Source organism: Pseudomonas sp. Z1-12, from assembly GCF_051132015.1.
Lineage (GTDB): Bacteria > Pseudomonadota > Gammaproteobacteria > Pseudomonadales > Pseudomonadaceae > Aquipseudomonas > Aquipseudomonas zanjanensis.
This window is the reverse complement of sequence record NZ_CP071647.1, coordinates 1488278-1513845: the sequence shown is the minus strand read 5'-3', so window position 1 is coordinate 1513845 and position 25568 is coordinate 1488278. Positions and strand designations below refer to the sequence as shown.

Below are 25568 nucleotides of genomic sequence, written 5' to 3'. Positions count from 1 at the left end.
CGAAGCGTTTTCGCCAAATAAGAACAATAAAGCGGAGTACCACCATGCTGTCCATGCAGCCCCAGGCCCCAGCGCCTGCTCGCCTTTCCCGCTTCAACAAGACCGCCCTGGCCAGTGCCGCCGCCCTCGCCGGCTTTTCGCCGATGAGCCAGGCTGCCTTCATCGAAGACAGTACGGCAACCTTCGAAACCCGCAACATGTATTTCAACCGCGACTTCCGCGACGGCACCAGCGCGCAGCAATCCAAGCGTGACGAATGGGCCCAGGGGTTCATGCTCAACCTGCAATCGGGCTACACCGACGGCACCGTAGGCTTCGGCATCGATGCATTGGGGATGCTCGGGGTCAAGCTCGATTCCAGCCCGGACCGTACCGGCACCGGCCTGTTGCCCACCCACGATGACGGCCGCGCCGCTGATGAATATTCCAAGCTGGGCCTGACCGGCAAGGTGAAAATCTCCGCCACCGAGCTGAAAATCGGCAGCTTGATTCCAGAGCTGCCCATCCTCAAGCCCAACGACGGGCGCATCCTGCCGCAAACCTTCGAAGGCGGCATGTTGACCTCCAACGAAATCAAGAACCTGACCTTCACCGGCGGACGCTTGAACAACGCCAAGGATCGCAACGACACCAACTACGAGGACATCGCCCTCAACAACAAGAACGGCCGCTTCACTGGCAGCGTGGCCGGCGAGCATTTCAGTTTCGGCGGCCTTGACTACAAGTTCACCGACAAGATCACCGGCCGTTATCACTTCGCCCAACTCAGCGAAGTCTACAACCAGCACTTTTTCGGCCTGGTCTCCTCCCACGCCGTCGGCCCCGGTACGTTCGGCACCGACCTGCGCCTGGCGATCAGCGACGACCAGGGCGCAGCCCGCGGCGGCAAGATCGACAACAAGTCCCTCAATGGCCTGGTGAGCTACGCTTTGAGCGGCCACAAGCTCAGCGCCGGTTACCAGCACATGTCCGGTGACAGTGCCTTCCCTTATGTCGATGGCAGCGACCCGTACCTGGTGAATTTCGTGCAGATCAACGACTTTGCCGAAGCCGACGAGCGTTCCTGGCAGGCGCGCTACGACTATGACTTCGGCAAGCTGGGGATCCCGGGGCTGAGCTTCATGAGCCGCTACATAAGTGGCGATAACATTTCGCTGCGCAACGGTGACAGCGGCAAGGAATGGGAACGCAACAGCGAGATCAAGTACGTCGTGCAAAGCGGCACGTTCAAGGACGTTGCCGTACGCCTGCGCAACGCGACCTACCGTTCCAACTATTCGGCTCGCGATGCCGATGAAATGCGCCTGCTGGTCAGCTACAGCGTCGCACTCTGGTAACCGACGGTCGCCGGGTCCACGAGGATCCGGCGCCACCCAACTGGCAACACACAACAACAACTCCTGTGGAGACAAAAATGAGCCTATCACTGCGTAAAGTAGCCCTGGCAGCCGGATGCCTGATGTTCGCCGGGCAATTGCTCGCCGCTGATCCATCCAAAGAGCCGAAGCGCCCGGAATGTATCGCCCCGGCCTCCCCCGGTGGCGGTTTCGACCTGACGTGCAAGCTGGCGCAAAGCGCGCTGGTCAACCAGAAGCTGCTGACCAAACCGATGCGCGTCACCTACATGCCCGGCGGTGTCGGCGCCGTGGCCTACAACGCAGTGGTCGCCCAGCGCCCGGCCGACGCCGGTACGCTGGTGGCCTGGTCCAGCGGCTCACTGCTGAACCTGGCCCAAGGCAAGTTCGGTCGTTTCGATGAAAGTGCCGTGCGCTGGCTGGCCGCCGTGGGCACCAGCTATGGCGCCATCGCCGTGAAAAGCGATTCGCCCTACAAGACCCTCGACGATCTGGTACAGGCCCTGAAGAAAGATCCAGGTTCGGTGGTGATCGGCTCCGGCGGCACCGTGGGTAGCCAGGACTGGATGCAAACCGCCCTCATCGCCAAGGCCGCCGGCATCAACCCTCGCGACCTGCGCTACGTGGCCCTCGAAGGCGGCGGCGAAATCGCCACCGCACTGCTTGGCGGGCACATCCAGGTAGGCAGTACGGATATTTCCGACTCCATGCCGCACATCCAGAGCGGTGACATGCGCCTGCTCGCGGTGTTTGCCGAGAAACGCATCGACGAGCCGGAAATGAAAGATATTCCGACCGCCGTGGAACAAGGCTACAACATCGTCTGGCCGGTGGTCCGCGGCTTCTACCTCGGGCCGAAGGTCAGCGATGAAGACTACGCCTGGTGGAAAGACGCCTTCGACAAGCTGCTGGCTTCCGAAGAGTTCGCCAAGCTGCGCGACCAGCGCGAACTGTTCCCGTTCGCCATGACCGGTCCGGAACTGGACACCTACGTGAAGAAGCAAGTGGCTGATTACAAGGTGCTGGCCAAAGAGTTCGGCCTGATCCAGTAATCCTCCCTGTTCTCGCGGCGGCGCCGGCACAACCGGCGCCGCCCAGGAGTTAGTCATGCTCACCATCCAACGTATTTTTGCCGCGGTGCTACTGCTGGTCTGTCTCGGCCTGGCGCTGATGGCCTGGCCGTATCAGGCCGCCTTTTCCTATGAACCGGTCGGCCCGCGCGCCTTTCCATTATTGATCCTGGGACTGATGGGCCTGGCGCTGCTGTACATGCTGTTTCGCCCTACGCCCGTCGTACACAGCGAGGACGACCCGCAACTGGACCGTGAAACCCTGCAGAAGATCGGCATCTGCGTCGCGCTGCTGCTGGTCTTCGCCGGGACCTTCGAACCCCTGGGCTTCATCGTCGCCAGCATCTTGGTCGGTGTGCCGATGGCGCGCCTGTATGGCGGTCGCTGGGTACCGAGCGTGGTGATCATCAGCCTGATGGCCATCGGTCTTTATCTGTTGTTCGACAAGCTGATGGACGTGCCGCTGCCCCTGGGCCTGCTCGACGTCCTGGAGAATTGATATGGATACCCTGAATTATCTCGGCCAGGGTTTTGGCGTTGCACTGACCCCCTACAACCTCGTCACGGCCCTGAGCGGCACCTTGATCGGCACCGTGGTCGGCCTGTTGCCGGGCCTGGGCCCGATCAACGGCGTGGCGCTGCTGATCCCGATCGCCTTCGCCCTGGGGCTGCCGCCGGAATCGGCGCTGATCCTGCTGGCGGCGGTGTACCTGGGGTGCGAATACGGCGGGCGCATCAGCTCGATCCTGCTCAACATCCCCGGTGAAGCCTCCACCGTGATGACCACCCTCGACGGCTACCCGATGGCCCGCCAAGGCCTGGCCGGGGTGGCGTTGTCGCTGTCGGCGTGGAGTTCGTTCATCGGCGCGCTCATCGCCACCTGCGGCATGGTGCTGTTCGCACCGTTGCTGGCCAAATGGGCGATTGCGTTCGGGCCGGCGGAATACTTCGTCCTGATGGTGTTCGCGATTGTCTGCCTCGGCGGCATGGCCGGCGATCGACCGCTCAAGACCTTCATCGCGGCGCTGATCGGCCTGTTCCTGTCCACTGTCGGGATCGATGCCAACAGCGGTGTCTACCGCTTCACCGGTGACAACATCCACCTGACCGACGGGATTCAGTTCGTCGTGCTGGTGTTGGGCTTGTTCTCCATCAGCGAGATCCTGTTGCTGCTGGAGAAAACCCACCGCGGCCAGGAAGCGGTGGAAGCCACCGGGCGGATGATGTTCAACCTCAAGGAAGCCGCCTCGGTGTTCTGGGTGAACATCCGCTGCGGCGTGCTGGGTTTCATCATGGGCGTATTGCCTGGCGCGGGCGCGACCCTGGCCAGTGCCGTGGCCTACATGACTGAAAAACGCATGGCCGGCGCCAGTGGCACGTTCGGCCAGGGCGACAAGCGTGGCCTCGCGGCGCCGGAAACCGCCATCGGCGGCGCAGCCTGCGGTGCGCTGGTGCCCATGCTGACCCTCGGCGTTCCCGGCTCGGGCACCACGGCGGTGATGATCGGCGCGCTGTCGCTGTACAACATCACCCCCGGCCCCCTGCTGTTCCAGCAACAGCCGGACATCGTCTGGGGCCTGATCGCCTCGTTGTTCGTCGCCAACATCATGCTGGTGATCCTCAACATCCCGATGATCCGCATCTTCACCCGCATCCTGGCCGTGCCAAACTGGGCGCTGGTACCGGTCATCGCGATCATCACCGGGATCGGCGTCTATGCGGTGCATGCCACCACGTTCGACCTGTTCCTGATGATCGGCATCGGCATCTTCGGCTACATCCTGCGCAAGTTGGATTTCCCACTGTCGCCGGTCTTGCTGGGCTTCATCCTCGGTGGGCTGATGGAGCAGAACCTGCGTCGTGCGTTGTCGATTTCCAACGGTGCGCTGGAGATCCTCTGGTCGAGCCCGATCACCTTCGGTTGCTGGATCCTGACGGCGATCATGTTGTTCCTGCCGCTGCTGCGCATCTGGCGTCGTCGCAGTGCCCAGCGTCGTGCCCTGGCCAATGTCTGAGGCAACAACCTTCAGACAATGGTGGGGAACACCGCTGGTCGGTCTGGCCGGCGGCTACCTGGCCAGCCTGATCGGCTGGCCTTTGCCCTGGATGGTCGGCTCGTTGCTGGCGATCATCCTGGTGCGCTGTCTTACGCCGTGGCAATTGATGGAAATCCCCGGCGGCCGCAAATGCGGCCAATGGGTGGTGGGCATCGGTATCGGCCTGCACTTTACGCCGGTGGTGATGGAGCAAGTCCTGAGCCACTTCGGCCTGATCTTCTTCGGCGCGCTGATCACCAGCGTGTCCAGCGTGGTGAGTGTCTGGCTGATGCGTCGCACCGGCGAGGACCGTGCCACCGCGTTCTTTTCGAGCATGCCGGGCGGTTCCGGCGAAATGGTTAACCTCGGCGCCCGCAACGGCGCGGACCTCAGCCGCGTTGCGGCGGGCCAGAGCCTGCGGGTGCTGGTGGTGGTGTTGTGTGTGCCGGCGGCCTTCAAGTACTTGTTGGGTGAAGGTACGCCGATGCAACACGCCACGACGGTGGACTGGCTGTGGCTGGCGATCCTGTTCCCGGCGGGCGCCCTGCTCGCCTGGGCCTGGGAGCGCTTGCGCCAACCCAATCCCTGGTTGTTCGGGCCGTTGCTAGTGAGCGCGGCGGTGAGTGTCGGCTGGGACCTGCACATTGGCCTGCCCGACGGCGCCAGCCAGCTTGGCCAATGGCTGATCGGCAGCGGGTTGGGTTGTCATTTCAACCGGCAGTTCTTTCGTCGGGCGCCATCGTTCATGGGCCGCACGTTGGTTGGCACGGTGTTGACGATGCTGATCGCCACACTGGCAGCCCTTGGCTTGAGCACCTTGACCCACCTGGATCTGCGTTCGTTGACGTTGGGGATGATGCCCGGCGGCATCGCGGAAATGAGCCTGACGGCGGAGACGCTGCAACTGTCGGTGCCATTGGTGACGGCGTTGCAGGTGATGCGGTTGTTGTTCGTGCTGTTCCTGGCGGAGCCGTTGTTCAGGTATTGGACGAGCAGGTCGGGTTCGGACTTGTAGACCGGTGGCCTTCATCGCGAGCAAGCTCGCTCCCACAGGGGGATTTGTATTGCCCTGGAACCCTGTGGGAGCGAGCTTGCTCGCGATGGGGTCTTTATTGCCAACCGTTTAAATCGGCGGCAACCGCCACTCGATCGGCTGCTCGCCATGCTGCTGGAGAAACTTGTTGGTCCGGCTGAAATGCCCGCAGCCGATGAAGCCTCGGTGGGCCGACAGCGGTGACGGGTGGACCGAGGTCAACACCAAATGCTTGGTCGTATCGATCAGTTTCTGCTTGCTCTGGGCATGGGCGCCCCAAAGCAGGAACACCAGGTTCGGCTGGTGTTCGCTGACCACTTCGATGACCCGGTCGGTAAAGTGTTGCCAACCTTTCTTGGCATGGGCGTTGGCATTGGCGCGCTCGACGGTCAGGGTCGTGTTGAGCAGCAACACACCCTGGTCGGCCCAGCTTTGCAGGTAACCGTGATTCGGGATGTCGATGTTCAAATCGCGCTTCAATTCCTTGTAGATGTTCACCAGCGACGGCGGCGTCGGCACGCCCGGTTGCACCGAGAAGCACAAGCCATGGGCCTGGCCTGGACCGTGATACGGATCCTGGCCGAGAATCACCACCTTGACCTTGTCCAGCGGCGTGGAATTGAGGGCATTGAAAATCAACGGTGCCGGTGGATAAATTTCCTTGCCGGCGGCGTATTCACTGCGCAAAAACTCGCGCAACTCCGCCATGTAGGGCTGGTCGAACTCGGCACGCAAGGCCTGCTTCCAGCTCGGTTCGAGTTTGATACGGTCGTCAGCAGTCATGGTTGCATCCGGTAAAAACAATGGGCGCACCCTAGGAAAGCCTACAGGGCTTGTCAATTGATCTGACGCAGAACCGGCACTTTCCCACGCAGCGGTCATACTGAACATTCAAATTTCTGATCGAGGTCACGATGAATCTGCACTTCGAAGAACTCACCGGCATCGACGGTGCCCGTATCGGCATCGCCACGCTGGATGCCGAAAAATCCCTGAACGCCCTGTCCCTGCCCATGATCAACGCCTTGCGTGATCGCCTCGATGCCTGGGCCCGAGAGCCGCAGGTCGTGTGTGTGCTGTTGCGTGGTAACGGCGCCAAGGCCTTCTGCGCCGGCGGCGAAGTGCGCAGCCTGGTGGAGGCCTGCCGCGCGCATCCCGGCGAAGTACCACCGCTGGCGGCGCAATTCTTCGCAGCGGAATACCGCTTGGACTTCAACCTGCACACCTACCCCAAACCCCTACTGTGCTGGGGCCACGGTTATGTACTGGGCGGCGGCATGGGGTTGCTGCAAGGCGCCAGTACCCGCATCGTCACGCCCAGCAGCCGCCTGGCGATGCCGGAGATCAGCATTGGCCTGTACCCGGATGTCGGCGCCAGCTGGTTCTTGTCGCGCCTGCCCGGCAAACTCGGGCTGTTTCTCGGCCTGACCGGCGCCCACATGAACGCCCGGGACGCCATCGACCTGGGCCTGGCCGACCGCTTTCTGCTGGACGAACAACAGGACGACTTGATCGAAGGCCTGCTGCAACTCAACTGGCAGGAACAGACCGAGATGCAGCTCAACAGCTTGCTCAAGGCCTTGCAACAGGAAGCCATCACCCAATTGCCCGAAGCCCAATGGCTGCCGCGGCGGCCAAAAATCGACGAGTGGCTGGATGTCAGTGATGTACGCTGCGCCTGGAAAGCCCTCAGCCTGTTGGTAGACCACCCCGATCCGCTGATCGCCCGGGCCGCCAAGACCATGAGCGAAGGCTCACCGCTGACCGCACATCTGGTTTGGGAGCAAATTGCCCGGGCCCGGCATTTGTCCTTGGCCGGTGTGTTCCGGATGGAATACACCTTGAGCCTCAACTGCTGCCGTCATCCTGAATTCAGCGAAGGCGTGCGGGCGCGTTTGATCGACAAGGACCACAAACCGCGCTGGCACTGGCCGGATATCAACCGTGTGCCTGAAGCAGCGGTCGAGGCGCACTTTCACAAGGTGTGGGAAGGACGGCATCCATTGGCGGACTTGTCCAATGAATAAGCAAGCCAGAAGGAGATCCCTGTGGGAGCGAGCTTGCTCGCGATAGGGTATGTCAGACACATGAATACTGGCTGACCTGACGCCATCGCGAGCAAGCTCGCTCCCACAAGTGGTATTCCGTCGAGGTTATCGCAGGCACAAAAAAGCGGCGCTTCATGCGCCGCTTTTTGCTGCCAGTCCATTACCGATGATTGCCCCGTCCATCATGACCCCGTCCCCGATGATCATGCCCACGGTCACGTCCGCCACGGCCACGACGGTCGTCGTTCCAGCCACCCCGATCGCGACCGTCCCAGCCGCCCCGGTGTGGATAAGGCCGGTACGCCGCTCGCGGTGGCGAGTAATGGCGTGGGCCATGTTGGTAGTAACGCGGTGCCGAGTAATAGCGCGGCGCCGGTTGGTAGTACCGCGGAGCGTAATAGCCGCGCGGTGCCGAATAGTAACTCCCGCCACCGCTGTAATAGACCGGTGCCGGTGAGGTGTAGACCTCGGAACGGTAGTAGCTCGAGTCTCCGTCGTAGTAGGGCACGCATGCCGAAAGAGTCAGGCCAAGAAACGCAATGAGCAGCAGTCGTCGATACATGGCGGCCTCCTGGACCGCGAATGGGCCACATCAGCGACGCTGATGGGCGGCAGTCAACGTTGTGTGACTGACACCTACTCAGACAGCAGAATTGGAATCTGGTGCGTTTGTGCAATAAGTTGAAACATGTGGCGCTTTGCCCAGTTTCGGCCACTATTTTGAATGCCCCCACAAACGTGGCAAATCCGAATGTCTTTTCCCACAAGGCCACTAAACTGATTTCATTGGGTCTGCGCCAAGGGAATCGCCATGTCGCTCCGTTCGCCGTTATATTCCCAGCGCAAGCCGCTCCTGGCCGTGGCGGCGCTGCTCGGTTCTGGTTTCCTGATCATTACGGTGCTGGGCTATTACGCCGCCCATGCCTCGGTACGCGATCACATCCTCAAGACGTTGTTCGTGAATCTACTGATCGGCGTGCTCGTGACGCTGACGGTCCTGGCCATCCTTTATCGGCTTATCAACAGTTACCAACAGCGCATTGACGCCCAGGCCACCCTCGACAGCCTGACCGAATTGCCGAACCGCCGTGGCTTCGACCTGCTGGCCGTGCAAGCCCTGCACGAAGCCCAGCGCGAACCCAAACCCTTGACGGCGCTGTTGGTGGAGCTGGACGACTTCAAGCAGCTGGACAGCACCCACGGTCATATCGCCACCGATCAACTGCTTACCGGCTTCGCTCGCAACCTGACGGAGAGCCTGCGGCATTCGGACATCGTGTGTCGTTGGAGCGCCGACGCCTTCGTCGTCCTGCTCAAGGACACCGATGGACAGACCGGTCTGAAAATCGCAGAGAAAATTCGTCAGCACATCGAAAAGCAGCGCTATTTCTGCAGTGGAAAGCAACTGCGGGTTACCGTCAGCCTCGGCCTCACCACGCTACAAGACGAAGACACCTTGCACAGCCTGCTGTCGCGGACCGATCATGCGCTGCAACGCGCCCGGCAAACCGGGTGCAACCGAACCTGTGTGGAAATGCCTCACTCCAGCTATGAATAAACCCGACCTTTGCCCGGCCTGCGGCGGCGCCAACGACTGCACGCTGGCCGACCCTCGAACCGCCGACCGGCCCTGCTGGTGCTACAGCGTAAGCATTGACCCGGCCGTGCTCGAAGCATTGCCGGCCGAGCTGCGGGATCAGTCCTGCCTGTGCCCGCATTGCGCGCAGGTCGACGCCCAGTTGCGCGCCAAGCCCCGGCCAATCGCGTAAGATGCCCGCCCTCCGCTGCCCTGTCTGAACTGCCCATGCGCGTCGACCGTTTCCTCAGCAATCTGCCGCGATTCAATCGCCAACAAGTGCGCCTGTTACTGGTGGAACGCCGAGTGCGAATCGACGGCCAGACCGTCAGCGATCCCCATGCCCCGGTACGTGAGTTCAGTCGCGTCGAAGTCGACGACGACGTGCTGCAAGCCGGTCGACCTACGCGCTACTTCATGCTGCACAAGCCCCCCGGCTGTGTCAGCGCCACGCGCGATCCGCAACACCCTACCGTGCTCGACTGGCTGGACGAACCGGACAAGGACGATCTGCATATCGCCGGGCGCCTGGATTTCAACACCACCGGGCTGATGCTGATCACCAATGATGGAACCTGGTCCCGACGCCTGACCCAACCGCAGACTAAACTGCCCAAGGTCTACTACGTCGAAACCGAGCAAACCATCACCGCCGACTACGCCGACACCTTCGCCCGAGGCATGTACTTCGCCTTCGAAGACCTCACCACCCAGCCGGCAGAACTGACACTGCTGGGGGAAAAGTCGGCGCGCTTGAGCATCGTGGAAGGGCGTTACCATCAGGTCAAACGCATGTTCGGCCACTTTGACAACAAGGTGCTGCGCCTGCACCGCGAGCGCATGGGGCCGCTGGTGTTGGACGCCCATCTAGCGCCTGGCCAATACCGGGCCTTGCGCCCTGAAGAAGTCCAGCTCATCTGAGCCCGCTACCGCTGGGCAGAAGTGTCGAACAATTTTCCGATAGGGACTTGCGCAACGGTCGCCCCCCTGCTTGAATCAAACCGTCGGCCGAAATGTGACCGACGAGTCACCTCATACCTCTAAGAAACTTTTTGCCGGCGGGAACCCTCAGGTTCCGCCTTATCCGCCCGGCAAACTGCCCGCCATAACAATACCCGTCGACCGGCTTTCATGGATCGACATGGGCCTTATCTTCCAGGCGTATGCCTACCTGTCACATTGCCCGTGCAATCTTATTGCGCGCATACCCGCTTGCCAGGAGTCTTATGACATGAGGCCAGAAATCGCTGTGCTGGATATACAGGGTCAGTATCGGGTTTACACGGAGTTCTATCGCGCAGACGCCGCACAAAAGACCATCATCCTGGTCAACGGCTCAATGGCCACCACCGCGTCGTTTGCACAGACCGCCAAAAACCTCTACCCGCAATTCAACGTCGTGCTGTACGACCAGCCCTACGCGGGCAAGTCAAAGGCCCACAATCGGCACGAGAAAATGCTGACGAAGGAGATCGAAGGGCAGATCCTCCTGGAACTGATCGACCACTTCGCCGCCGAGCACGTGCTGTCGTTTTCCTGGGGCGGCGCCGCCACGCTGAGCGCCCTGGCCCAGCGGCCACGACGCATCGAAAAAGCGGTGATCAGCTCATTCTCGCCGGTGCTCAATGCGCCGATGCGCGACTATCTGGAGCGTGGTGTGGACTACCTGAGCAGCCTGGACGGAGACCGTGTCGGCCACTTGGTCAACAGCACCATCGGCAAGCATCTGCCGCCGCTGTTCAAGCGCTTCAACTATCGCCATGTCAGCAGCCTGGCCGAGCACGAGTACGGGCAGATGCACTTCCACATCACCGATGTGCTCCACAGCGACCAGCAGTGCTATGTCAACGCGGCCAAGAAAATCAACGTGCCGGTGCTGTTCCTGAACGGCGAATGGGATGAATACACCTCGGCCGACGACGCCAGGCTGTTCGCCAACCACGTCGAGCACAGCACCTTCAGCACGCTGCAAGCCACCGGGCACTTCCTGGACATGGAACACAAAGCCGCCTGCCGCGACAGCCGCAACGCCCTGATGGGTTTCCTCACACCGGAACCCCACGAAAGCCGACCGCGCTACAGCTACGTGCAGGGCTACCATGCACTGGCCATCTGAAACCGAGTCCTGGCGAGCAAGCCCCTTTCCCACTTCAGCACAGGGGCTTGCCCGCCAACGACCGCTCTGGTTTGAGGCTCGCGTAGACGACTGGTCGCACACGATGCGAAGAAAAACTTCAAATCCGTGCCCACATCTGGTACAAAGTCAGCCGCTCTGAGCGGGTGTCGTATAATGGCATTACTCCAGCTTCCCAAGCTGATAACGAGGGTTCGATTCCCTTCACCCGCTCCAATCGAATTCTGGTCCCGCGTTGCGTGTTTTTGACGAGGGATTAAAAAAACCGGCTCTTGGTGGCCGGTTTTTTTTGGTCTGGTGTTTTGTGGGGTTTGCGTCCCCGACGGTCGCGCCGAGGATCCAGGGTGGCAAGCGTGCCGACCCAATCGAATTAGGCTATGCCGAAAAAGTATCTGAGCGACAGACAATCAAACATGTTTTGCGACAAAAGCGACGACGGCGAACAAGGTCAGGGCGAACGTAACCCCGATGCTGAATGGCAACAACATAACGCGGACTGTGGTCGGCGCCGGGCGTCTCATCTCCTCAGCTAACGCCTCTACTTCTTGATGCAATTGCTCGATGCTTGCTCGATAACTACGAGGTGTAGGCATGTTTCTTTCCCCTCTGAGGCCGCGGCCCTTGCTGAGTCTGTGAACCCTTTCGAACAATGTGAGCCGCGTGCGTGCAGAGCTCAAGTACCCGTAATGCAGGGAGAGCATTGGCTCATTGTGGCGAACCAGCGCTCAGATTTTAATTCCAAAACCCGCAACAGCGACAATGGCGGTCGCTACCCCTGTCCCTACTGCGTATGGGTACCAGAAGGCTTCGCTCTTCAGCTTCGTTTCTTCGGCCGTAAGCTTGCGAGTCTCCGCCAACAACTTTCGGGTTTCGATCAAAAGTTTATCGAGCTCTAAATTATCGAGGTCATTCCGAAGCATCGATCATTCTTCCAGGGTTTAAGCCATCGTCCTAACGTCGCTTACCGCGAAGCCGGCAAAATCCGTCGGACGTCAACCGCTCACTGCCAATCGTATGTTCGTTCGTGGAGTACTATTTCCTATCTGAGCAGTTGTGGATAGCGGGCGGCTGCCTCTTAGTTTGTAGGCAAAATCAGAGACCTGCGTACGACAGAGAATCAACTGCTTTTCGGTCAACTGATCGGTTTGTTGGCCCTTGTTTTTAGGTAGAGCCAATCCCGGAAATAACCCTGAGAAAAATGAGTCCCGTGGCGAGGGAGCTTGCTCCCGCTTGAGTGCGAAGCGCTCACGAGAGGGGCTGCTGCGCAGCCCAGCGGGAGCAAGCTCCCTCGCCACGTATGGCATGGCCCCGGGGGAGATTTGTAGGCAAAATCCGAAAACTGCGTAGGGGGTGCGCTTACTAGACCTTTCTGTGATCGATGACGTTGTGTAAGTCATTACGCCTAGACCGGAAGTTGGAGTTAGAAAAGAAGCCGAGAAAAAATAGATAGACAATCCCTTTGAGATTGGGAGCCGGCACGATTCCCACCTGACGGCAAAACAAAAAGCCCCGGCGCTTTTCGCAGCGGGGCTTTTTGTATCTTGGGCGCCTAATTGTGTCGTTCGTTGCTCAGCAAGAACGCTATCTGCTGCTTAGGAAAACAGATCATTGGCAAACTGGTTAACGCCCGACAGAGTGATGAGCTGCATATCGGCTGTCTGGATCTGGTCGATGGTGTCGTAACCGGCATACCAATCCTTGAGGCGCACACCTTCTTCCGGTGTCTGTCCTGGATCAAAGCTTGATCGGTGCAGATAAAGGTCATCGCCGATGCGATCAGCCAACAGTTCAGAACTGCTGATGTATGACAGAACCAATGTGTCGCCGCTGCTGATGCCGTCGTCCTGAATCGTCACTAACGTTGGAGTATTGACGGTGTAGGTATCGTCACCCTCACCACCGTTGGCAAAACCGTCGTTCTGCAATATCAGCCTGTCATCCCCCAGACCTCCCGACAGTGAAAAGTTCACGCCAGTACCGGTCAACAAGTCGTTGCCTTCCCCACCATCAGCCGTGCCATGTGCCACAGTGATAACGTCACCTCCGGCCTCACCGTAGGCTTGAGTACCCTCGTCGCTGGCAGCCGTGACGATGGTGTCGTTACCGTTGCCGCCATACAGGATGTCTGCCTGCGGCCCATTCGCCGAGCTAGCGACTTTGAAAGGCCCTATCGACGAAGTCAGCCCACCGTAGAGGTAATCATTGCCGTCCCCGCCGTCGATGACGTCGTTGCCCCATCCGCCCTCCAGATAATTGACACCTGTGTTTCCAACCAAGACATCGTTGAAGTGACTGCCCAACACATGTTCGATGTTGAGCAATACATCACCTTCGGCATCGCCACCTTGATTGATTTGAGTCTGCAAGTTGATCGAGACGCCTGTTGTGCTTGTAATATAAAAAGCACTGTCGAGACCTGCGCGACCATCGATTACATCGGCGCCGGCTCCACCGATGAAGATATCCTTCAGACCGGAGCCCGATAGCGTGTCGTTAAAATTGCTGCCTTGGAACATTTCAATGTTCGCGTAGGTATGACCAGCAGTCTCCCCTGTGTTAGAGCCATTGGTCAGGTCGATTGTCACCGCGCTGTCAGACTGTTCATAAGTGACTAGATCCACGCCACCCGCGCCATCCTGCATCATGGACGAACTACCGCCATAGAATATGTCGTTAAAATTCGACCCTCTGACCACCTCGATTCCGGTGTAGGTATCACCTGCCGCGATCCCACTATGCACACCCGTCTTGAGGTTGATGCTCATGGCTTCTTTGCTGTCGAGATAACCCGCGATGTCATGGCCGGCACCGCCAATGAACTGATCCGCGCCCGCGCCGCCGAACAGGGTGTCATTGCCCGAACCGCCGGTAATAATGTTGTCGCTGTCGTTGCCGTAACCGATAAATGCGCCAGTGCCAACGTAGGTCATGCGTTCGACGTTGGCCGCCAGCACCGTGCCGCTGGGATTGATCACCGACACGCGGACTTCATCGTCGCCGCCACCGGCCTGTTCGATGATGGTGGGAGTCTGGCCCATGTTGATGTTGTAGATGTCGTCGCCAGCCCCGCCTTCCAGCCGTACCGCTGTGGCGATGGTGTACGGACCTGCGGAGAGCACGTCGTTGTAGGCAGAGCCGATGACGGTTTCAATAGCCGTTAAGATGGTGCCCTCGGCATCTCCGCCCGTTCCTGCGGTGCCCGTCCCAAGGCGGACGTTGACGTTTACCCCGGCAGTCGAGCCCGAGTAGTCGACCGTGTCGACTCCGGCACCGCCGTCGAAATCAATACCGCTACCATCGCCCACGAACGTGTCGTTGAAGTTCGATCCCCTGATCGCCTCGATGTCGGTGTAGGTATCACCTGCCGCGATCCCGCTATGCACACCCGTCTTGAGGTTGATCGTCACCGCTTCCTTGCTGTCGGTATAACCCGTGATGTCATGGCCGGCACCGCCAATGAACTGATCCGCGCCCGCGCCGCCGAACAGGGTGTCGTTGCCCGAACCGCCGGTAATGATGTTGTCGCTGTCGTTGCCATAACCGATGAATGCACCTGTGCCAACGTAGGTCATGCGTTCGACGTTGGCCGCCAGCACCGTGCCGCTGGGATTGATCACCGACACGCGGACTTCATCGTCGCCGCCACCGGCCTGTTCGATGATGGTGGGAGTCTGGCCCATGTTGATGTTGTAGATGTCGTCGCCAGCCCCGCCTTCCAGCCGTACCGCTGTGGCGATGGTGTACGGACCTGCGGAAAGCACGTCGTTGTAGGCAGAGCCGATGACGGTTTCAATAGCCGTTAAGATGGTGCCCTCGGCATCTCCGCCCGTTCCTGCGGTGCCCGTCCCAAGGCGGACGTTGACGTTTACCCCGGCAGTCGAGCCCGAGTAGTCGACCGTGTCGACTCCGGCACCGCCGTCGAAATCAATACCGCTACCATCGCCCACGAACGTGTCGTTGAAGTTCGATCCCCTGATCGCCTCGATGTCGGTGTAGGTATCACCTGCCGCGATCCCGCTATGCACACCCGTCTTGAGGTTGATCGTCACCGCTTCCTTGCTGTCGGTATAACCCGCGATGTCATGGCCGGCACCGCCAATGAACTGATCCGCGCCCGCGCCGCCGAACAGGGTGTCGTTGCCCGAACCGCCGGTAATGATGTTGTCGCTGTCGTTGCCATAACCGATGAATGCACCTGTGCCAACGTAGGTCAGGCGCTCGACGTTGGCCGCCAGCACCGTGCCGCTGGGATTGATCACCGACACGCGGACTTCATCGTCGCCGCCACCGGCCTGTTCGATGATGGTGGGAGTCTGGCCCATGTTGATGTTGTAGATGTCGTCGCCAGCCCCGCCTTCCAGCCGTACCGCTGTGGCGATGGTGTACGGACCTGCGGAAAGCACGTCGTTGTAGGCAGAGCCGATGACGGTTTCAATAGCCGTTAAGATGGTGCCCTCGGCATCTCCGCCCGTTCCTGCGGTGCCCGTCCCAAGGCGGACGTTGACGTTTACCCCGGCAGTCGAGCCCGAGTAGTCGACCGTGTCGACTCCGGCACCGCCGTCGAAATCAATACCGCTACCATCGCCCACGAACGTGTCGTTGAAGTTCGATCCCCTGATCGCCTCGATGTCGGTGTAGGTATCACCTGCCGCGATCCCGCTATGCACACCCGTCTTGAGGTTGATCGTCACCGCTTCCTTGCTGTCGGTATAACCCGCGATGTCATGGCCGGCACCGCCAATGAACTGATCCGCGCCCGCGCCGCCGAACAGGGTGTCGTTGCCCGAACCGCCGGTAATGATGTTGTCGCTGTCGTTGCCATAACCGATGAATGCGCCGGTGCCAACGTAGGTCAGGCGCTCGACGTTGGCCGCCAGCACCGTGCCGCTGGGATTGATCACCGACACGCGGACTTCATCGTCGCCGCCACCGGCCTGTTCGATGATGGTGGGAGTCTGGCCCATGTTGATGTTGTAGATATCGTCGCCAGCCCCGCCTTCCAGCCGTACCGCTGTGGCGATGGTGTACGGACCTGCGGAGAGCACGTCGTTGTAGGCAGAGCCGATGACCGTTTCGATAGCCGTTAAAATAGTACCTTCGGCATCTCCGCCCGTTCCTGCGGTGCCCGTCCCGAGACGGACATTGACGTTTACCCCGGCAGTCGAGCCCGAGTAATCGACCGTGTCGACTCCGGCACCGCCGTCGAAATCAATACCGCTACCATCGCCCACGAACGTGTCGTTGAAGTTCGATCCCCTGATCGCCTCGATGTCGGTGTAGGTATCACCTGCCGCGATCCCGCTATGCACACCCGTCTTGAGGTTGATCGTCACCGCTTCCTTGCTGTCGGTATAACCCGCGATGTCATGGCCGGCACCGCCAATGAACTGATCCGCGCCCGCGCCACCGTACAGCGTGTCGTTACCCGAACCGCCGGTAATGATGTTGTCGCTGTCGTTGCCGTAACCGATGAATGCACCTGTGCCAACGTAGGTCATGCGTTCGACGTTGGCCGCCAGGACCGTGCCGCTGGGATTGATCACCGACACGCGGACTTCATCGTCGCCGCCACCGGCCTGTTCGATGATGGTGGGAGTCTGGCCCATGTTGATGTTGTAGATGTCGTCGCCAGCCCCGCCTTCCAGCCGTACCGCTGTGGCGATGGTGTACGGACCTGCGGAAAGCACGTCGTTGAAAGCAGAGCCTATGACGGTTTCGATACCAATGAGCGTATCCCCCTCTGCGTCGCCACCCCGTCCAACAAGTCCAGTGCCCTGGCGCAAATCGATACTGATACCTTCAGTAGATGCTGAATAGTCAACGGTATCTAAACCCGCACCGCCATCGATTTTGTCTGCGCCAGCAGTGCCCTTGATTACATCGTTCCCGCCCAGAGCGTTGATTTCATCATCCCCTGCGGTGCCAATCAGTGCGTCTGCGCCAGCTGTTCCATTAATAACTGCCATTTTTCTTCCTTGCTTTAAGGATGGTAGAGGAGGTCTCGTAAAATCAGTGTTTGTTTAGAAAACCGCAGCAAGAATTTCGGCTGTGGCCAGTAAAGCTTGAGCGGAGGTTTCGTCTAGACAATGGGGTAATTTAAGTGTCATTTATTAAATTTCAGGCACGACAAAACCGCCCGATGTGAAAAAACGGGACATGTTTGATTTCTTACGATCCATTGCGTGTAGGCGCAGCCGATCCATGCTGAGTTCCATCCAAAACGCCTCCCCTACTGGGAAGTTAACCGGGCATCGAACGTCCTTGCGTGATAGCACGACAACATCACCTTACACAAGAGTCTGATGCCTAGGGAGGGTAGCGTGCTGACGACTATCGCGAGACGTTGCGCAAACCCGACAGCAGGATCTTTACAGGGAAGAGAGACAATACGGCTTGGGAATAAATGAGCCCTGTGGCGAGGGAGCTTGCTCCCGCTTGAGCGCGGAGCGCTCAATTTGGCAAATGCCCCAACGGCAACGCCCCCGGCGTCTTCACCGTATTAATCGCAAAGTTACTCCGGATATCGCTGATCCCGGGCAACTTCAACAACTGTCCCGTGACAAAACGGTCATATGCCCGCAGGTCCGGCACCACGACTTGCAATAGAAAATCCGACTCGCCCGATACCAGGAACGCCGAGATCACTTCGGGCAATGCCGTCACTGCCTGGCGAAATGCTTCGGCTCGCTCGTCGTTGTGCCGTTCAACCTTGACGCCGACGAAGATCGTCAGCCCGAGGCCCACTTCGTCGCGGTCCAGGACGGCTTGGTAACCACGAATCACCCCCGCCTCTTCGAGCATCCGCACGCGGCGCAGGCAGGGTGACGGGGACAAGCCGATTTCTTCAGCCAGTTGCACGTTGCTCAGGCGCCCGTCGCGTTGCAGTGCGACGAGGATTTTGCGGTCGAAGGCGTCCAGTTTCATGACTTGGCATTTCCCGATTGAGTGACGCTGATGTTTGGCAGGTTATGCCAATTTCCGATGCTTTAGAAGCTGTCTTCGCAACCACCTGCCCTGCCCGTCAGCCATAGACTTGGCACTTGCGAATCGTTGATCAAAGGGGTGTGGCATGGCAGGGCTCGGGTTGTTTTTGATGGCGTTGACGGTGGCGTATCTGTTGCCCGGGCCGGACATGATCCTGCTGCTGCAAACCGGTGCCCGTCAGGGCAGGGGCGCGGCGTTGGCGACGGCGGTGGGCCTGGGAGTTGCCCGCGGGTGTCATGTGGGATTGGCGGCGCTAGGGCTTTCGGCCTTGTTCAAGACCGCGCCATGGACCTTCGATGTTGTGCGCCTGGCGGGTGCTGCCTACCTGTTATGGATTGGCTTTCAATGCCTGCGGACCACGTTGCTGCCGAACTTTGAAGGCGCCACTGTCGAGGTTGGAAAACGGCATTACTACGAGGCCATTCAACGCGGGCTGCTGACGAACCTGCTCAATCCCAAGGCCTTGCTGTTTTGCTCGGTGTTGTTACCGCAATTCATCGATCCACAGGCCGGGCCGGTGCTGGGGCAGTTCGCGATCCTGGGCGTGGTGCTGGTCGGCGTCGGCCTGCTGTTCGACTGCGCCTACGCGTTGGTCGGCGTCGCACTCGGGCGTTGGCTTCATCGCTCGCCTTCGGCACAGCGCGTACAACAGTGGGTGTTTGGGAGTCTTTTGATTGGGTTTGCGGTGCGGCTGACGTTTGTGCAGCAGTCATAGTTCCGGTGGATAAACTGATCGGGCTCGCGAGTGAGCGCCAGGCAAACTGAGCCGATATCCGGGGCTGCTTCGCAGACGAATGCGTCGGGTCAGCTTGCGATGATGTTGACTGTGCCGCCGCCATCGCGAGCAAGCTCGCTCCCACAGGTTTCGTTTATTTACTCAATGGCATTAGTCCAAAGTGGCCTGCCGGTTTTTTGCACTCTCCAGCAGCGGCTAAAGATCCAGGCTGCTTGCCCCAACGGAGCAAGCTCCCTCGTCACACACAAGCATTTTCGCCCGGTTTCACATCCCGAAATAAACCCGTCCTCCCCTCCGCCGCCCTTGCGCGCCGCCGCTTCTAGACTTTGTTGCAGCGACTGCGCGTGCCTGCCGAGGTCACCTTCGGTGGTTATAGTGTTGATCATTCATTTTCAGTAGGTATAGTACCTACCAAGCACACCACACGGAGGTGTTGTGAATAGCCGATTTTTGATAAGCCAGATCATTGCAGACGGTTGGTATCTGGTGCGGGTTCGAGGCAGTCACCATCACTTCAAGCACCCGACCAAACCGGGGTTGGTCACGGTTCCTCATCCGAAGAAGGACCTGCTCAAGAAAACGGCCATCAGTATTTTGCAACAGGCGCTGCTTCAGCCGGCCCGTTGCGCGACGTTCCCGGAGGACGATGAATATGCTTTATCCGATTGCGATTTCCATGGGTGATGACAAGCACGCCTGGGGTGTTGAAGTGCCGGATATTCCGGGGTGTTTTTCCGCAGGTGATGACCTGGACGAGGCCATGGCGATGGCGCGGGAGGCCATCGAGGGGCACTTTGAAATTCTGGCCGAAGACGGCTCGCCAATTCCACCGGCCAACACCGTCACCTTGCACGCCGCCAATCCGCAGTATGCCGGTTGCACCTGGGCATTGGTGGACATCGATGTGACCAAATACCTGGGCAAGGCGCAGAAACTCAACATCACGCTGCCCGGCTACCTGCTCAATCGTATCGATGAATATGTGTTGCACCATCCTGAAGAAAAGAGCCGCTCCGGCTTCCTGGCGTCGGCAGCGCTGAAGGTGTTGCAGCAAGGCCGGTGAACAATATTGACGACACACACATCTGTGGGAGCGAGCTTGCTCGCGATGGCGTCGAGTCAGCAATATCCTGAGTGCCTGACACACAGCCATCGCGAGCAAGCTCGCTCCCACAGTTTTTACATAGCCATGCCAGGGCTATTTATTTTCTGACTTGGACTCCTGCATCTGCACCGAAGACTTGGTGCCGTCAGTATTGTCCTTGGTCTCGTTATCCGAGTTGTCGAAGCAGCCGTGCAGGGCGAACAGGCAGCAGGCGAGGCAGAAAGTGCGGGCGAAATTCATGATGGACTCCGATGCTGGGGGGCTTTAAGGAGTGACCTGCGAGCGTGGCAATGGTTGCGACTGTCTTCGTGCCGGACGATGAACGTCGACGGATGTTTGCGATTGAAATGTAAGTAGAATTTTCGCCGACTCGTTGCTGTCACACCAGACAGGTGCATCCAATAAGGAAACACGGCAATGACGTTCGCAAAAATCGCGCAAAAGCTATCCCTTTGGGCCGGGAGTCCCAAAACCTTTCTAGGCGCCATCGTGTTGTTGTCGATCTGGGCCGCCAGCGGACCTTTCTTCGGCTTCAACGACACCTGGCAACTCATCATCAACACCTCGACCACCATCATCACCTTCCTGATGGTGTTCCTGATCCAGAACACCCAGAACCGCGATACGGACATCTTGCATTTGAAAGTGGATGAATTGCTGCGGGCGTCCAAGGACGCACAGAACGCAATGCTCGGCCTCGAGTCGCTGGACCTCAAGCAACTTGAGGCGCTGCGCAAGCGCTATCAAGACATGGGCAAGGACGAAGCCAAGGGCCTTGATGGCGTGGAACAAAAGAACAAGATCGACCTGAACCAGTGCTGATGCCTATGCGCGAGTGGCGCCAACCACTCGCGCATCTGTCAGGTATCAAGGCAACGGGTTACCGCCCGTTACGCCAAATACTTCCCCGGTGATGTAGCTCGACTCCTGCGATGCCAGCAGGACATAGAGCGGCGCGCACTCGGCCGGTTGGCCCGGGCGCTTCATCGGTACCTGGGAGCCAAAGGTGGGAATCTTTTCCCGAGGTTGACCGCCGCTCGGTTGCAGCACGGTCCAGATCGGCCCCGGTGCCACGGCATTGACCCGGATGCCCTTGCCAATGACCTGCCCAGCCAGCGCCTTGGTAAACGCTACGATGGCCGCTTTGGTGGTGGCGTAATCCAGCAAGGTCGCGGACGGGTCGTAGGATTGGATCGAGGCGGTATTGATAATGGTCGCTCCCGCCGGCATCAGCGGCACCGCAGCCTTGCAGATCCAGAACATCGCATAGATGTTGGTCTTCATGGTGTCGTCAAATTGCGCGGTGGTGATGTCGGCAATGTCTTTTTGCGCTTCCTGCTTACCGGCAACGTTTACCAGGATATCCAGCCCGTCGAGCTGTTGTTGCGCCATCTTGACCATTTGCACACAGAACGCTTCGTCCTTGAGGTCGCCAGGAATCGCAATCGCCTTGCGGCCCTCGGCCTCGATCAACTCGATGACTTGCCGGGCGTCGCGCTCTTCGCTGGGTAGATAATTGATCGCCACATCGGCACCTTCCCGGGCGTAGGCGATCGCCGCGGCGCGACCAATCCCCGAGTCACCACCGGTGACCAGCGCCTTGCGCCCCTCCAGGCGGCCGAAGCCTTGGTAACTTTTTTCGCCATGATCGGGTTGCGGCAGCATGTCCTGATCGATGCCAGGCGGCGATTGCGGTTGGTCGGGAAATTCCGGGCGCGGATATTGGGTCAGTGGGTTCTGCATCGCGTATTGGTTGGGTTCTCGGCGTGTGGACATCGAGGTTCTCCTTTTCGGCGGGCAAAATCTGCCGGGACGCTGACGCCCCGGTCCTGAATGTAAAACCAGATGCGGCAGGTCAACGGCTGGCCTGCAGCGCCCTGGCCATTTCGAGATGGGTCTGCAATTTAGGCAGGGTTTCGTCGGCGAAAGCCTTGATTTCCGGCACTTCGGTGGTCTGGGCTTCCTGCTGGATCTGCGCGATGGCCTCCTCGGTGGCCTTGATCTGGGTGGCGGCATACGCGGCCTCGAACGACTCGCCTTCCTGTACCTGCGGAATCAGCGTCTTGGCCTTGTCAGCCACTTCTTCCCGGGGGGCGACGGGCAAGTCGAGTTTCTTGGCAATCTTCGCCAGGTGTTGATTGGCGGTGGTGCGGTCGTTGATCACCATGATGGTGTAGTCCTTGACCTCCCTGGATTCGGCTTTTCCGTGGGCCATGCGACTGGTCTCGATGTCGGCCATGCCTTTGGCGGAAGCATCGTTGATGAATTCGGCAGGCGATTGGGCCCAGGCACTGTTGGCACCCAGGCCCATCAGCACGACGAGACTGGTGGTGCGAAATAAACTGGCCATACGGCTCATGATCGCGCCCTCCTCTGATAAAAGTTCTGGTGGGTTATCCACCTTGAATCAGAACCAACCCTGAATATTCAGCGAGACGTCCGACCCGGCTTTCGGCCAATTTCGGCTTTCGGCGGGTTTCGATCGACGGTCGTGATGGTGGTTCTCCCACTTTTGCGACCTGCTTCGGACACCTTCGTTCGATCATGGGCACTGTTTGTCGGATAAATACTGCTTGAACCAGGCATGGTTCAGCCCTCCGTATTCGTGAATGCCGGGCGCGCGGGCCCTGCCCTATATTCGAATGGGATGCAGGCTGAAGGTTTGAGAAAGCTGCGGGCGCCACGACGAACGGTGACGCATTTTCAGATGCCGAACGCCCGGTGATTGTGGCGTTTAGCGGCATACATCGCCTCGTCGGCGTGGCGGAACAGTGCAATGTCTTCAGTGCCATGGTCGGGAAAGCAGGCCACGCCGATGCTCGGTTCGATGCTCAAGCAATGCCCGTCCAGACGCAGCGGCTGGGCCAGCGCATGATGGATTTTGTCCTGCACGCGATGGGCATCCTCCAAGGCCTGGATGCTGTGCAACAGGACCACGAATTCATCTCCACCAATACGCGCCACGGTGTCGGTGTCGCGGATACAGCCCTTCAGGCGACTGGCCACCGCTTGCAGCAGCATGTCGCCCACGCCGTGGCCATAGGTGTCGTTGACCTGCTTGAAACGATCCAGGTCGATATACAGCAAGGCCATTCGCCCGGATGCAGCACGAGCGGCCGCCACTGCGCACTTGAACCGTTCACGGAGCAATTCGCGGTTGGGCACCTGGGTCAACTGATCGTACTGAGCCATGTGCTGCAACCGGGCGTGCAACTGCTTGCGCTCGATGGCGACGGTGATTTGTGCGCAAACGTATTGCAACAGCTCCTTGTCCTGTTCGGTGTAGCGTTCGTTGTCCGGCGCACTCTTGACGATCAGCGCGCCAATCGTGCCGCTCTGGGCGTTCAGCGGCACGCCCAGCCAGCATGGCGCGTCCGGTTGCGCCACCAAGTCGTCGAACCCCGCTGGCAACGCACTGCCACCGGGCGTCAGGAGGATCGGCTGGCCACTGCGAATCACCTCGGCACACAAACGCCCGGTGACCGTGCCCGGCAATTCGGGTTGCCCTTCCCGGTCATCGACGTGATAGGGGAAATTCAACTGTGAGCATTGTTCGTCATACAGCGCCACCGAGAAATTCAGCGCCGGCAGCCACTCGCCAATAATCAGGTGGATGCGCTTGAACAGCGCCAGCAAGTCAGCCGCGGCATGGGCCGCTTCGGAAATCGCATACAACGCCGCTTGCCGGGACTCGGCCTGCTTGCGTTCAGTGATGTCCCGGGCCACGGCAATGCGCAGTTGGTCCACCGGCGACCAGCGCGCCGACCACAGGATGTGCACCACCCGCCCGTCCTTGCGCAGGTAGCGGTTCTCGAAATTGAGCTTGGGCTCGCCCCCCATGATTTCCCGCGCCGCCTCGAGGGTCCGCTGGCGGTCGGCAGGGTGCACCAGATCGATCATCGGCTGGCCGATCAGCTCCTGCGGGGTGTAGCCGAAAATACGCTCGCAGGCGGCACTGACAAACACGAAACGCCCTTGACCGTCGACGGCACACACGGCGTCCAGCAGAAGGTCGATGTAGCTGGCCAGCGGCGCGGAACTTGAAGTGTCCATGGGGCTGGAGGTCATCCGGTAATGCAGCGGTGAGCGAAGCGGGGGATGGTCAGTTCGTGACGCCGACACAACCAGCGAAACCGACGCGGCCAATACCGATGAGGATAGCGCAGGCAATCAACCGTAGGGGATGAGCGTCGATATCGAGACGAACATTCACACAGACGATGAAGACCAACGGGGCTGGCGACTCTTTAAGAACGTGTAGTATGTTGTATTACAAACCACTACATCGAGACCATCATGTCCATCATGTCATTGCGATTGCCCGATGAAGTTGCCGAAACCCTAGCGGAATTGGCCAAGGCTACCGGGCGCAGCAAGTCATTCCTGGCAGTCGATGCGCTACGCGAATACCTGGCCCGTGAAGCCTGGCAGATCAAGGAAATCCAAGAAGCCTTGCATGAGGCAGATGCGGGTGATTTCGCCAGCCCCGAGGATATCGACGCGATTGCCGAAAAATGGATGAACAATGCAGGTTGAGTGGCTGCGTACTGCCCTCAAGAATCTGGACGACGAAGCCGCTTATATTGCGTTGGACAATCCAAAAGCAGCGGCGCACTTCGTCAAGGCAATCCTCACGAGCGTCGAGCAACTCGCCCAATTCCCGGCGTCCGGTCGTGAAGGCCGCCTGGCGGGAACCCGTGAATGGGTTGTCCCCGACCGTCCGTACCTGATTCCCTATCGCGTTCGCCACGGGCGCGTGCAAATCCTGCGACTGTTCCATACGCGACGGCTGCCGCCCAACGCCTGGTAGGCCACTCACTCGACTCGTCACGCCCCATCACGACTCCGTAAAAAACACCATGCCGGCATACGGTGCCTGCCGACAAGCCTTTAGCCGCGACGCGAGGTCACCCACATGGACCTCCAGCTTGTGCCCGTCAGGGTCGAGAAAGTAGAACGAATCCCCCTCGCTGCGGTTGTCTCGCCAAGACGACACCTGGGCCGCGTTCAGTCGCGCCACCAGCAGCGGGAGATGGCCGGCGCTGATGCTGAACGCGTAATGGGTGTAGTCCGCCGCCGGCTCGGGCCCGCGTAACGGGTCGAGAGACAGGCACAACCACAACCCCGGCAGCGACAAATACGCCCCGCTGTTCCATTTGGCCTCAAGACGCAGCTGCAAGAGCTCGCCATAAAAAGCCACACTGCGATCCAGATCGGTGACCGCAAGGGTCAGATGATTGAGGCCTGAGAGCATCGGCAAGCTACCTTCAGAAAAGAGTGATAACCCAGCGGGCTTGGGGCAAACCGAGGGTGCTCCCAGGCTCCGACATCACCGATGGATTCCCCGTCCAAGGTCCTAGGCAAAGTCCTACGCAGAAATCTCCAGTGACACTCAAGCACGCCGGAAACAGCCGATTCAAAGCCCTGCACAACAATCTGTAAAGTCTGGAAACACGCCGCAATCGAAACACCTCACGGACAGCACCACTCA

24 protein-coding genes, 1 tRNA gene and 2 pseudogenes are annotated in these 25568 nt (G+C 59.6%); 17 read left to right on the top strand and 10 right to left on the bottom strand.

The features are described from left to right. The first annotated feature begins 44 nt into the window (after nt 1–44). The 5 genes from J3P85_RS06705 to J3P85_RS06685 all read left to right on the top strand — a co-directional run bounded on the left by J3P85_RS06705 (nt 45) and on the right by J3P85_RS06685 (nt 5476). On the top strand, nt 45–1337 hold the full coding sequence (locus J3P85_RS06705; protein WP_434705293.1) for an OprD family porin: 1293 nt from the start codon (nt 45–47) through the stop codon (nt 1335–1337). A gap of 77 nt (nt 1338–1414) precedes the next feature. Further along, complete coding sequence (locus tag J3P85_RS06700; protein WP_434705292.1) at nt 1415–2407, top strand: Bug family tripartite tricarboxylate transporter substrate binding protein; 993 nt, start codon at nt 1415–1417, stop codon at nt 2405–2407. A gap of 55 nt (nt 2408–2462) precedes the next feature. Then, nucleotides 2463–2924 (top strand): tripartite tricarboxylate transporter TctB family protein, encoded by a 462-nt coding sequence (locus J3P85_RS06695; protein WP_434705290.1) that lies wholly within the window; start codon nt 2463–2465, stop codon nt 2922–2924. 1 nt (nt 2925) lies between these two features. Further along, the gene (locus J3P85_RS06690) at nt 2926–4440 is read left to right on the top strand and encodes a tripartite tricarboxylate transporter permease (protein ID WP_434705289.1); all 1515 of its coding nucleotides are present in this window, start codon (nt 2926–2928) and stop codon (nt 4438–4440) included. Further along, nucleotides 4433–5476, top strand: coding sequence for an AbrB family transcriptional regulator (locus J3P85_RS06685; protein ID WP_434705288.1), 1044 nt, complete (start codon nt 4433–4435; stop codon nt 5474–5476). Before J3P85_RS06690 ends, J3P85_RS06685 begins: the two co-directional genes overlap by 8 nt. Nucleotides 5477–5584: 108 nt before the next feature. Here J3P85_RS06685 and ung read toward each other — a convergent pair whose 3' ends face one another. After that, nucleotides 5585–6277, bottom strand: a complete 693-nt coding sequence (gene ung / locus J3P85_RS06680; RefSeq protein WP_434705287.1) for a uracil-DNA glycosylase — start codon at nt 6275–6277, stop codon at nt 5585–5587. Between the two features lie 131 nt (nt 6278–6408). Between ung and J3P85_RS06675 the strand changes: the two genes are divergently transcribed. Then, nucleotides 6409–7521, top strand: a complete 1113-nt coding sequence (locus J3P85_RS06675; protein ID WP_434705286.1) for an enoyl-CoA hydratase/isomerase family protein — start codon at nt 6409–6411, stop codon at nt 7519–7521. A gap of 181 nt (nt 7522–7702) precedes the next feature. Here J3P85_RS06675 and J3P85_RS06670 read toward each other — a convergent pair whose 3' ends face one another. After that, nucleotides 7703–8104, bottom strand: a complete 402-nt coding sequence (locus J3P85_RS06670) for a hypothetical protein (protein ID WP_207965312.1) — start codon at nt 8102–8104, stop codon at nt 7703–7705. A gap of 390 nt (nt 8105–8494) precedes the next feature. On the opposite strand from J3P85_RS06670, the pseudogene J3P85_RS06665 reads away from it, so the two are divergent. The 5 genes and pseudogenes from J3P85_RS06665 to J3P85_RS06645 form a co-directional block, all read left to right on the top strand. Then, nucleotides 8495–9100: pseudogene (locus J3P85_RS06665) on the top strand (GGDEF domain-containing protein); the annotation flags it as partial. Then, nucleotides 9093–9311 carry a cysteine-rich CWC family protein gene (locus J3P85_RS06660; protein ID WP_434705285.1) on the top strand — a complete coding sequence of 73 codons (219 nt, stop codon included), beginning with the start codon at nt 9093–9095 and terminating at the stop codon, nt 9309–9311. The pseudogene J3P85_RS06665 and the gene J3P85_RS06660, both read left to right, overlap by 8 nt. A 35-nt stretch (nt 9312–9346) precedes the next feature. Next, nucleotides 9347–10039 (top strand): pseudouridine synthase, encoded by a 693-nt coding sequence (locus tag J3P85_RS06655; RefSeq protein WP_434705284.1) that lies wholly within the window; start codon nt 9347–9349, stop codon nt 10037–10039. Between the two features lie 310 nt (nt 10040–10349). Then, nucleotides 10350–11234, top strand: coding sequence for an alpha/beta fold hydrolase (locus J3P85_RS06650; protein WP_434705283.1), 885 nt, complete (start codon nt 10350–10352; stop codon nt 11232–11234). 160 nt (nt 11235–11394) lie between these two features. Then, nucleotides 11395–11468, top strand: a tRNA-Gly gene (locus tag J3P85_RS06645). A 509-nt stretch (nt 11469–11977) separates the two neighbouring features. On the opposite strand, the gene J3P85_RS06640 is transcribed toward J3P85_RS06645, so the two are convergent. The 3 genes from J3P85_RS06640 to J3P85_RS06630 form a co-directional block, all read right to left on the bottom strand. After that, the gene (locus J3P85_RS06640; RefSeq protein ID WP_434705282.1) at nt 11978–12172 is read right to left on the bottom strand and encodes a hypothetical protein; all 195 of its coding nucleotides are present in this window, start codon (nt 12170–12172) and stop codon (nt 11978–11980) included. Nucleotides 12173–12844: 672 nt separating this feature from the next. Further along, a complete protein-coding gene (locus J3P85_RS06635; RefSeq protein ID WP_434705281.1) occupies nt 12845–17218 on the bottom strand; it encodes a beta strand repeat-containing protein in 4374 nt (1457 codons plus the stop codon). Nucleotides 17219–17702: 484 nt separating this feature from the next. Next, nucleotides 17703–18176, bottom strand: coding sequence for an Lrp/AsnC family transcriptional regulator (locus J3P85_RS06630; RefSeq protein ID WP_434705280.1), 474 nt, complete (start codon nt 18174–18176; stop codon nt 17703–17705). A gap of 145 nt (nt 18177–18321) precedes the next feature. Here J3P85_RS06630 and J3P85_RS06625 point away from each other — a divergent pair, with 145 nt between their 5' ends. The 3 genes and pseudogenes from J3P85_RS06625 (at nt 18322) to J3P85_RS06615 (ending at nt 20035) form a co-directional block, all read left to right on the top strand. Next, complete coding sequence (locus J3P85_RS06625) at nt 18322–18951, top strand: LysE family translocator (protein ID WP_434705279.1); 630 nt, start codon at nt 18322–18324, stop codon at nt 18949–18951. A 456-nt stretch (nt 18952–19407) separates the two neighbouring features. Further along, nucleotides 19408–19584, top strand: a pseudogene (locus J3P85_RS06620) (type II toxin-antitoxin system HicA family toxin); the annotation flags it as partial. Between the two features lie 40 nt (nt 19585–19624). After that, the gene (locus J3P85_RS06615) at nt 19625–20035 is read left to right on the top strand and encodes a type II toxin-antitoxin system HicB family antitoxin (RefSeq protein WP_053119286.1); all 411 of its coding nucleotides are present in this window, start codon (nt 19625–19627) and stop codon (nt 20033–20035) included. A 135-nt stretch (nt 20036–20170) separates the two neighbouring features. On the opposite strand, the gene J3P85_RS06610 is transcribed toward J3P85_RS06615, so the two are convergent. After that, nucleotides 20171–20317, bottom strand: coding sequence for a hypothetical protein (locus tag J3P85_RS06610; RefSeq protein WP_186704520.1), 147 nt, complete (start codon nt 20315–20317; stop codon nt 20171–20173). A 177-nt stretch (nt 20318–20494) separates the two neighbouring features. On the opposite strand from J3P85_RS06610, the gene J3P85_RS06605 reads away from it, so the two are divergent. Then, nucleotides 20495–20899: a low affinity iron permease family protein gene (locus J3P85_RS06605; RefSeq protein WP_186704519.1), complete on the top strand. Its 405-nt coding sequence runs from the start codon at nt 20495–20497 to the stop codon at nt 20897–20899. 45 nt (nt 20900–20944) lie between these two features. On the opposite strand, the gene J3P85_RS06600 is transcribed toward J3P85_RS06605, so the two are convergent. From J3P85_RS06600 to J3P85_RS06590, 3 genes are all read right to left on the bottom strand, one after another. After that, entirely contained in the window at nt 20945–21853 is a 909-nt protein-coding gene (locus tag J3P85_RS06600) for an SDR family oxidoreductase (RefSeq protein ID WP_207965300.1), read from the bottom strand. A 79-nt stretch (nt 21854–21932) separates the two neighbouring features. Continuing rightward, nucleotides 21933–22436, bottom strand: coding sequence for a DUF4142 domain-containing protein (locus J3P85_RS06595; RefSeq protein WP_434705278.1), 504 nt, complete (start codon nt 22434–22436; stop codon nt 21933–21935). Nucleotides 22437–22780: 344 nt separating this feature from the next. Continuing rightward, on the bottom strand, nt 22781–24130 hold the full coding sequence (locus J3P85_RS06590; RefSeq protein ID WP_434576600.1) for a diguanylate cyclase domain-containing protein: 1350 nt from the start codon (nt 24128–24130) through the stop codon (nt 22781–22783). A gap of 243 nt (nt 24131–24373) precedes the next feature. Between J3P85_RS06590 and J3P85_RS06585 the strand changes: the two genes are divergently transcribed. Together J3P85_RS06585 and J3P85_RS06580 are read left to right on the top strand one after the other, a co-directional pair. Further along, entirely contained in the window at nt 24374–24613 is a 240-nt protein-coding gene (locus J3P85_RS06585; RefSeq protein WP_434705277.1) for a CopG family ribbon-helix-helix protein, read from the top strand. Continuing rightward, on the top strand, nt 24603–24887 hold the full coding sequence (locus J3P85_RS06580) for a type II toxin-antitoxin system RelE/ParE family toxin (protein ID WP_434705275.1): 285 nt from the start codon (nt 24603–24605) through the stop codon (nt 24885–24887). The genes J3P85_RS06585 and J3P85_RS06580 overlap by 11 nt, the downstream gene beginning before the upstream one ends. A 27-nt stretch (nt 24888–24914) precedes the next feature. On the opposite strand, the gene fos is transcribed toward J3P85_RS06580, so the two are convergent. After that, entirely contained in the window at nt 24915–25331 is a 417-nt protein-coding gene (gene fos / locus J3P85_RS06575) for a fosfomycin resistance glutathione transferase (protein WP_434705274.1), read from the bottom strand. Nucleotides 25332–25568: the final 237 nt, after the last annotated feature.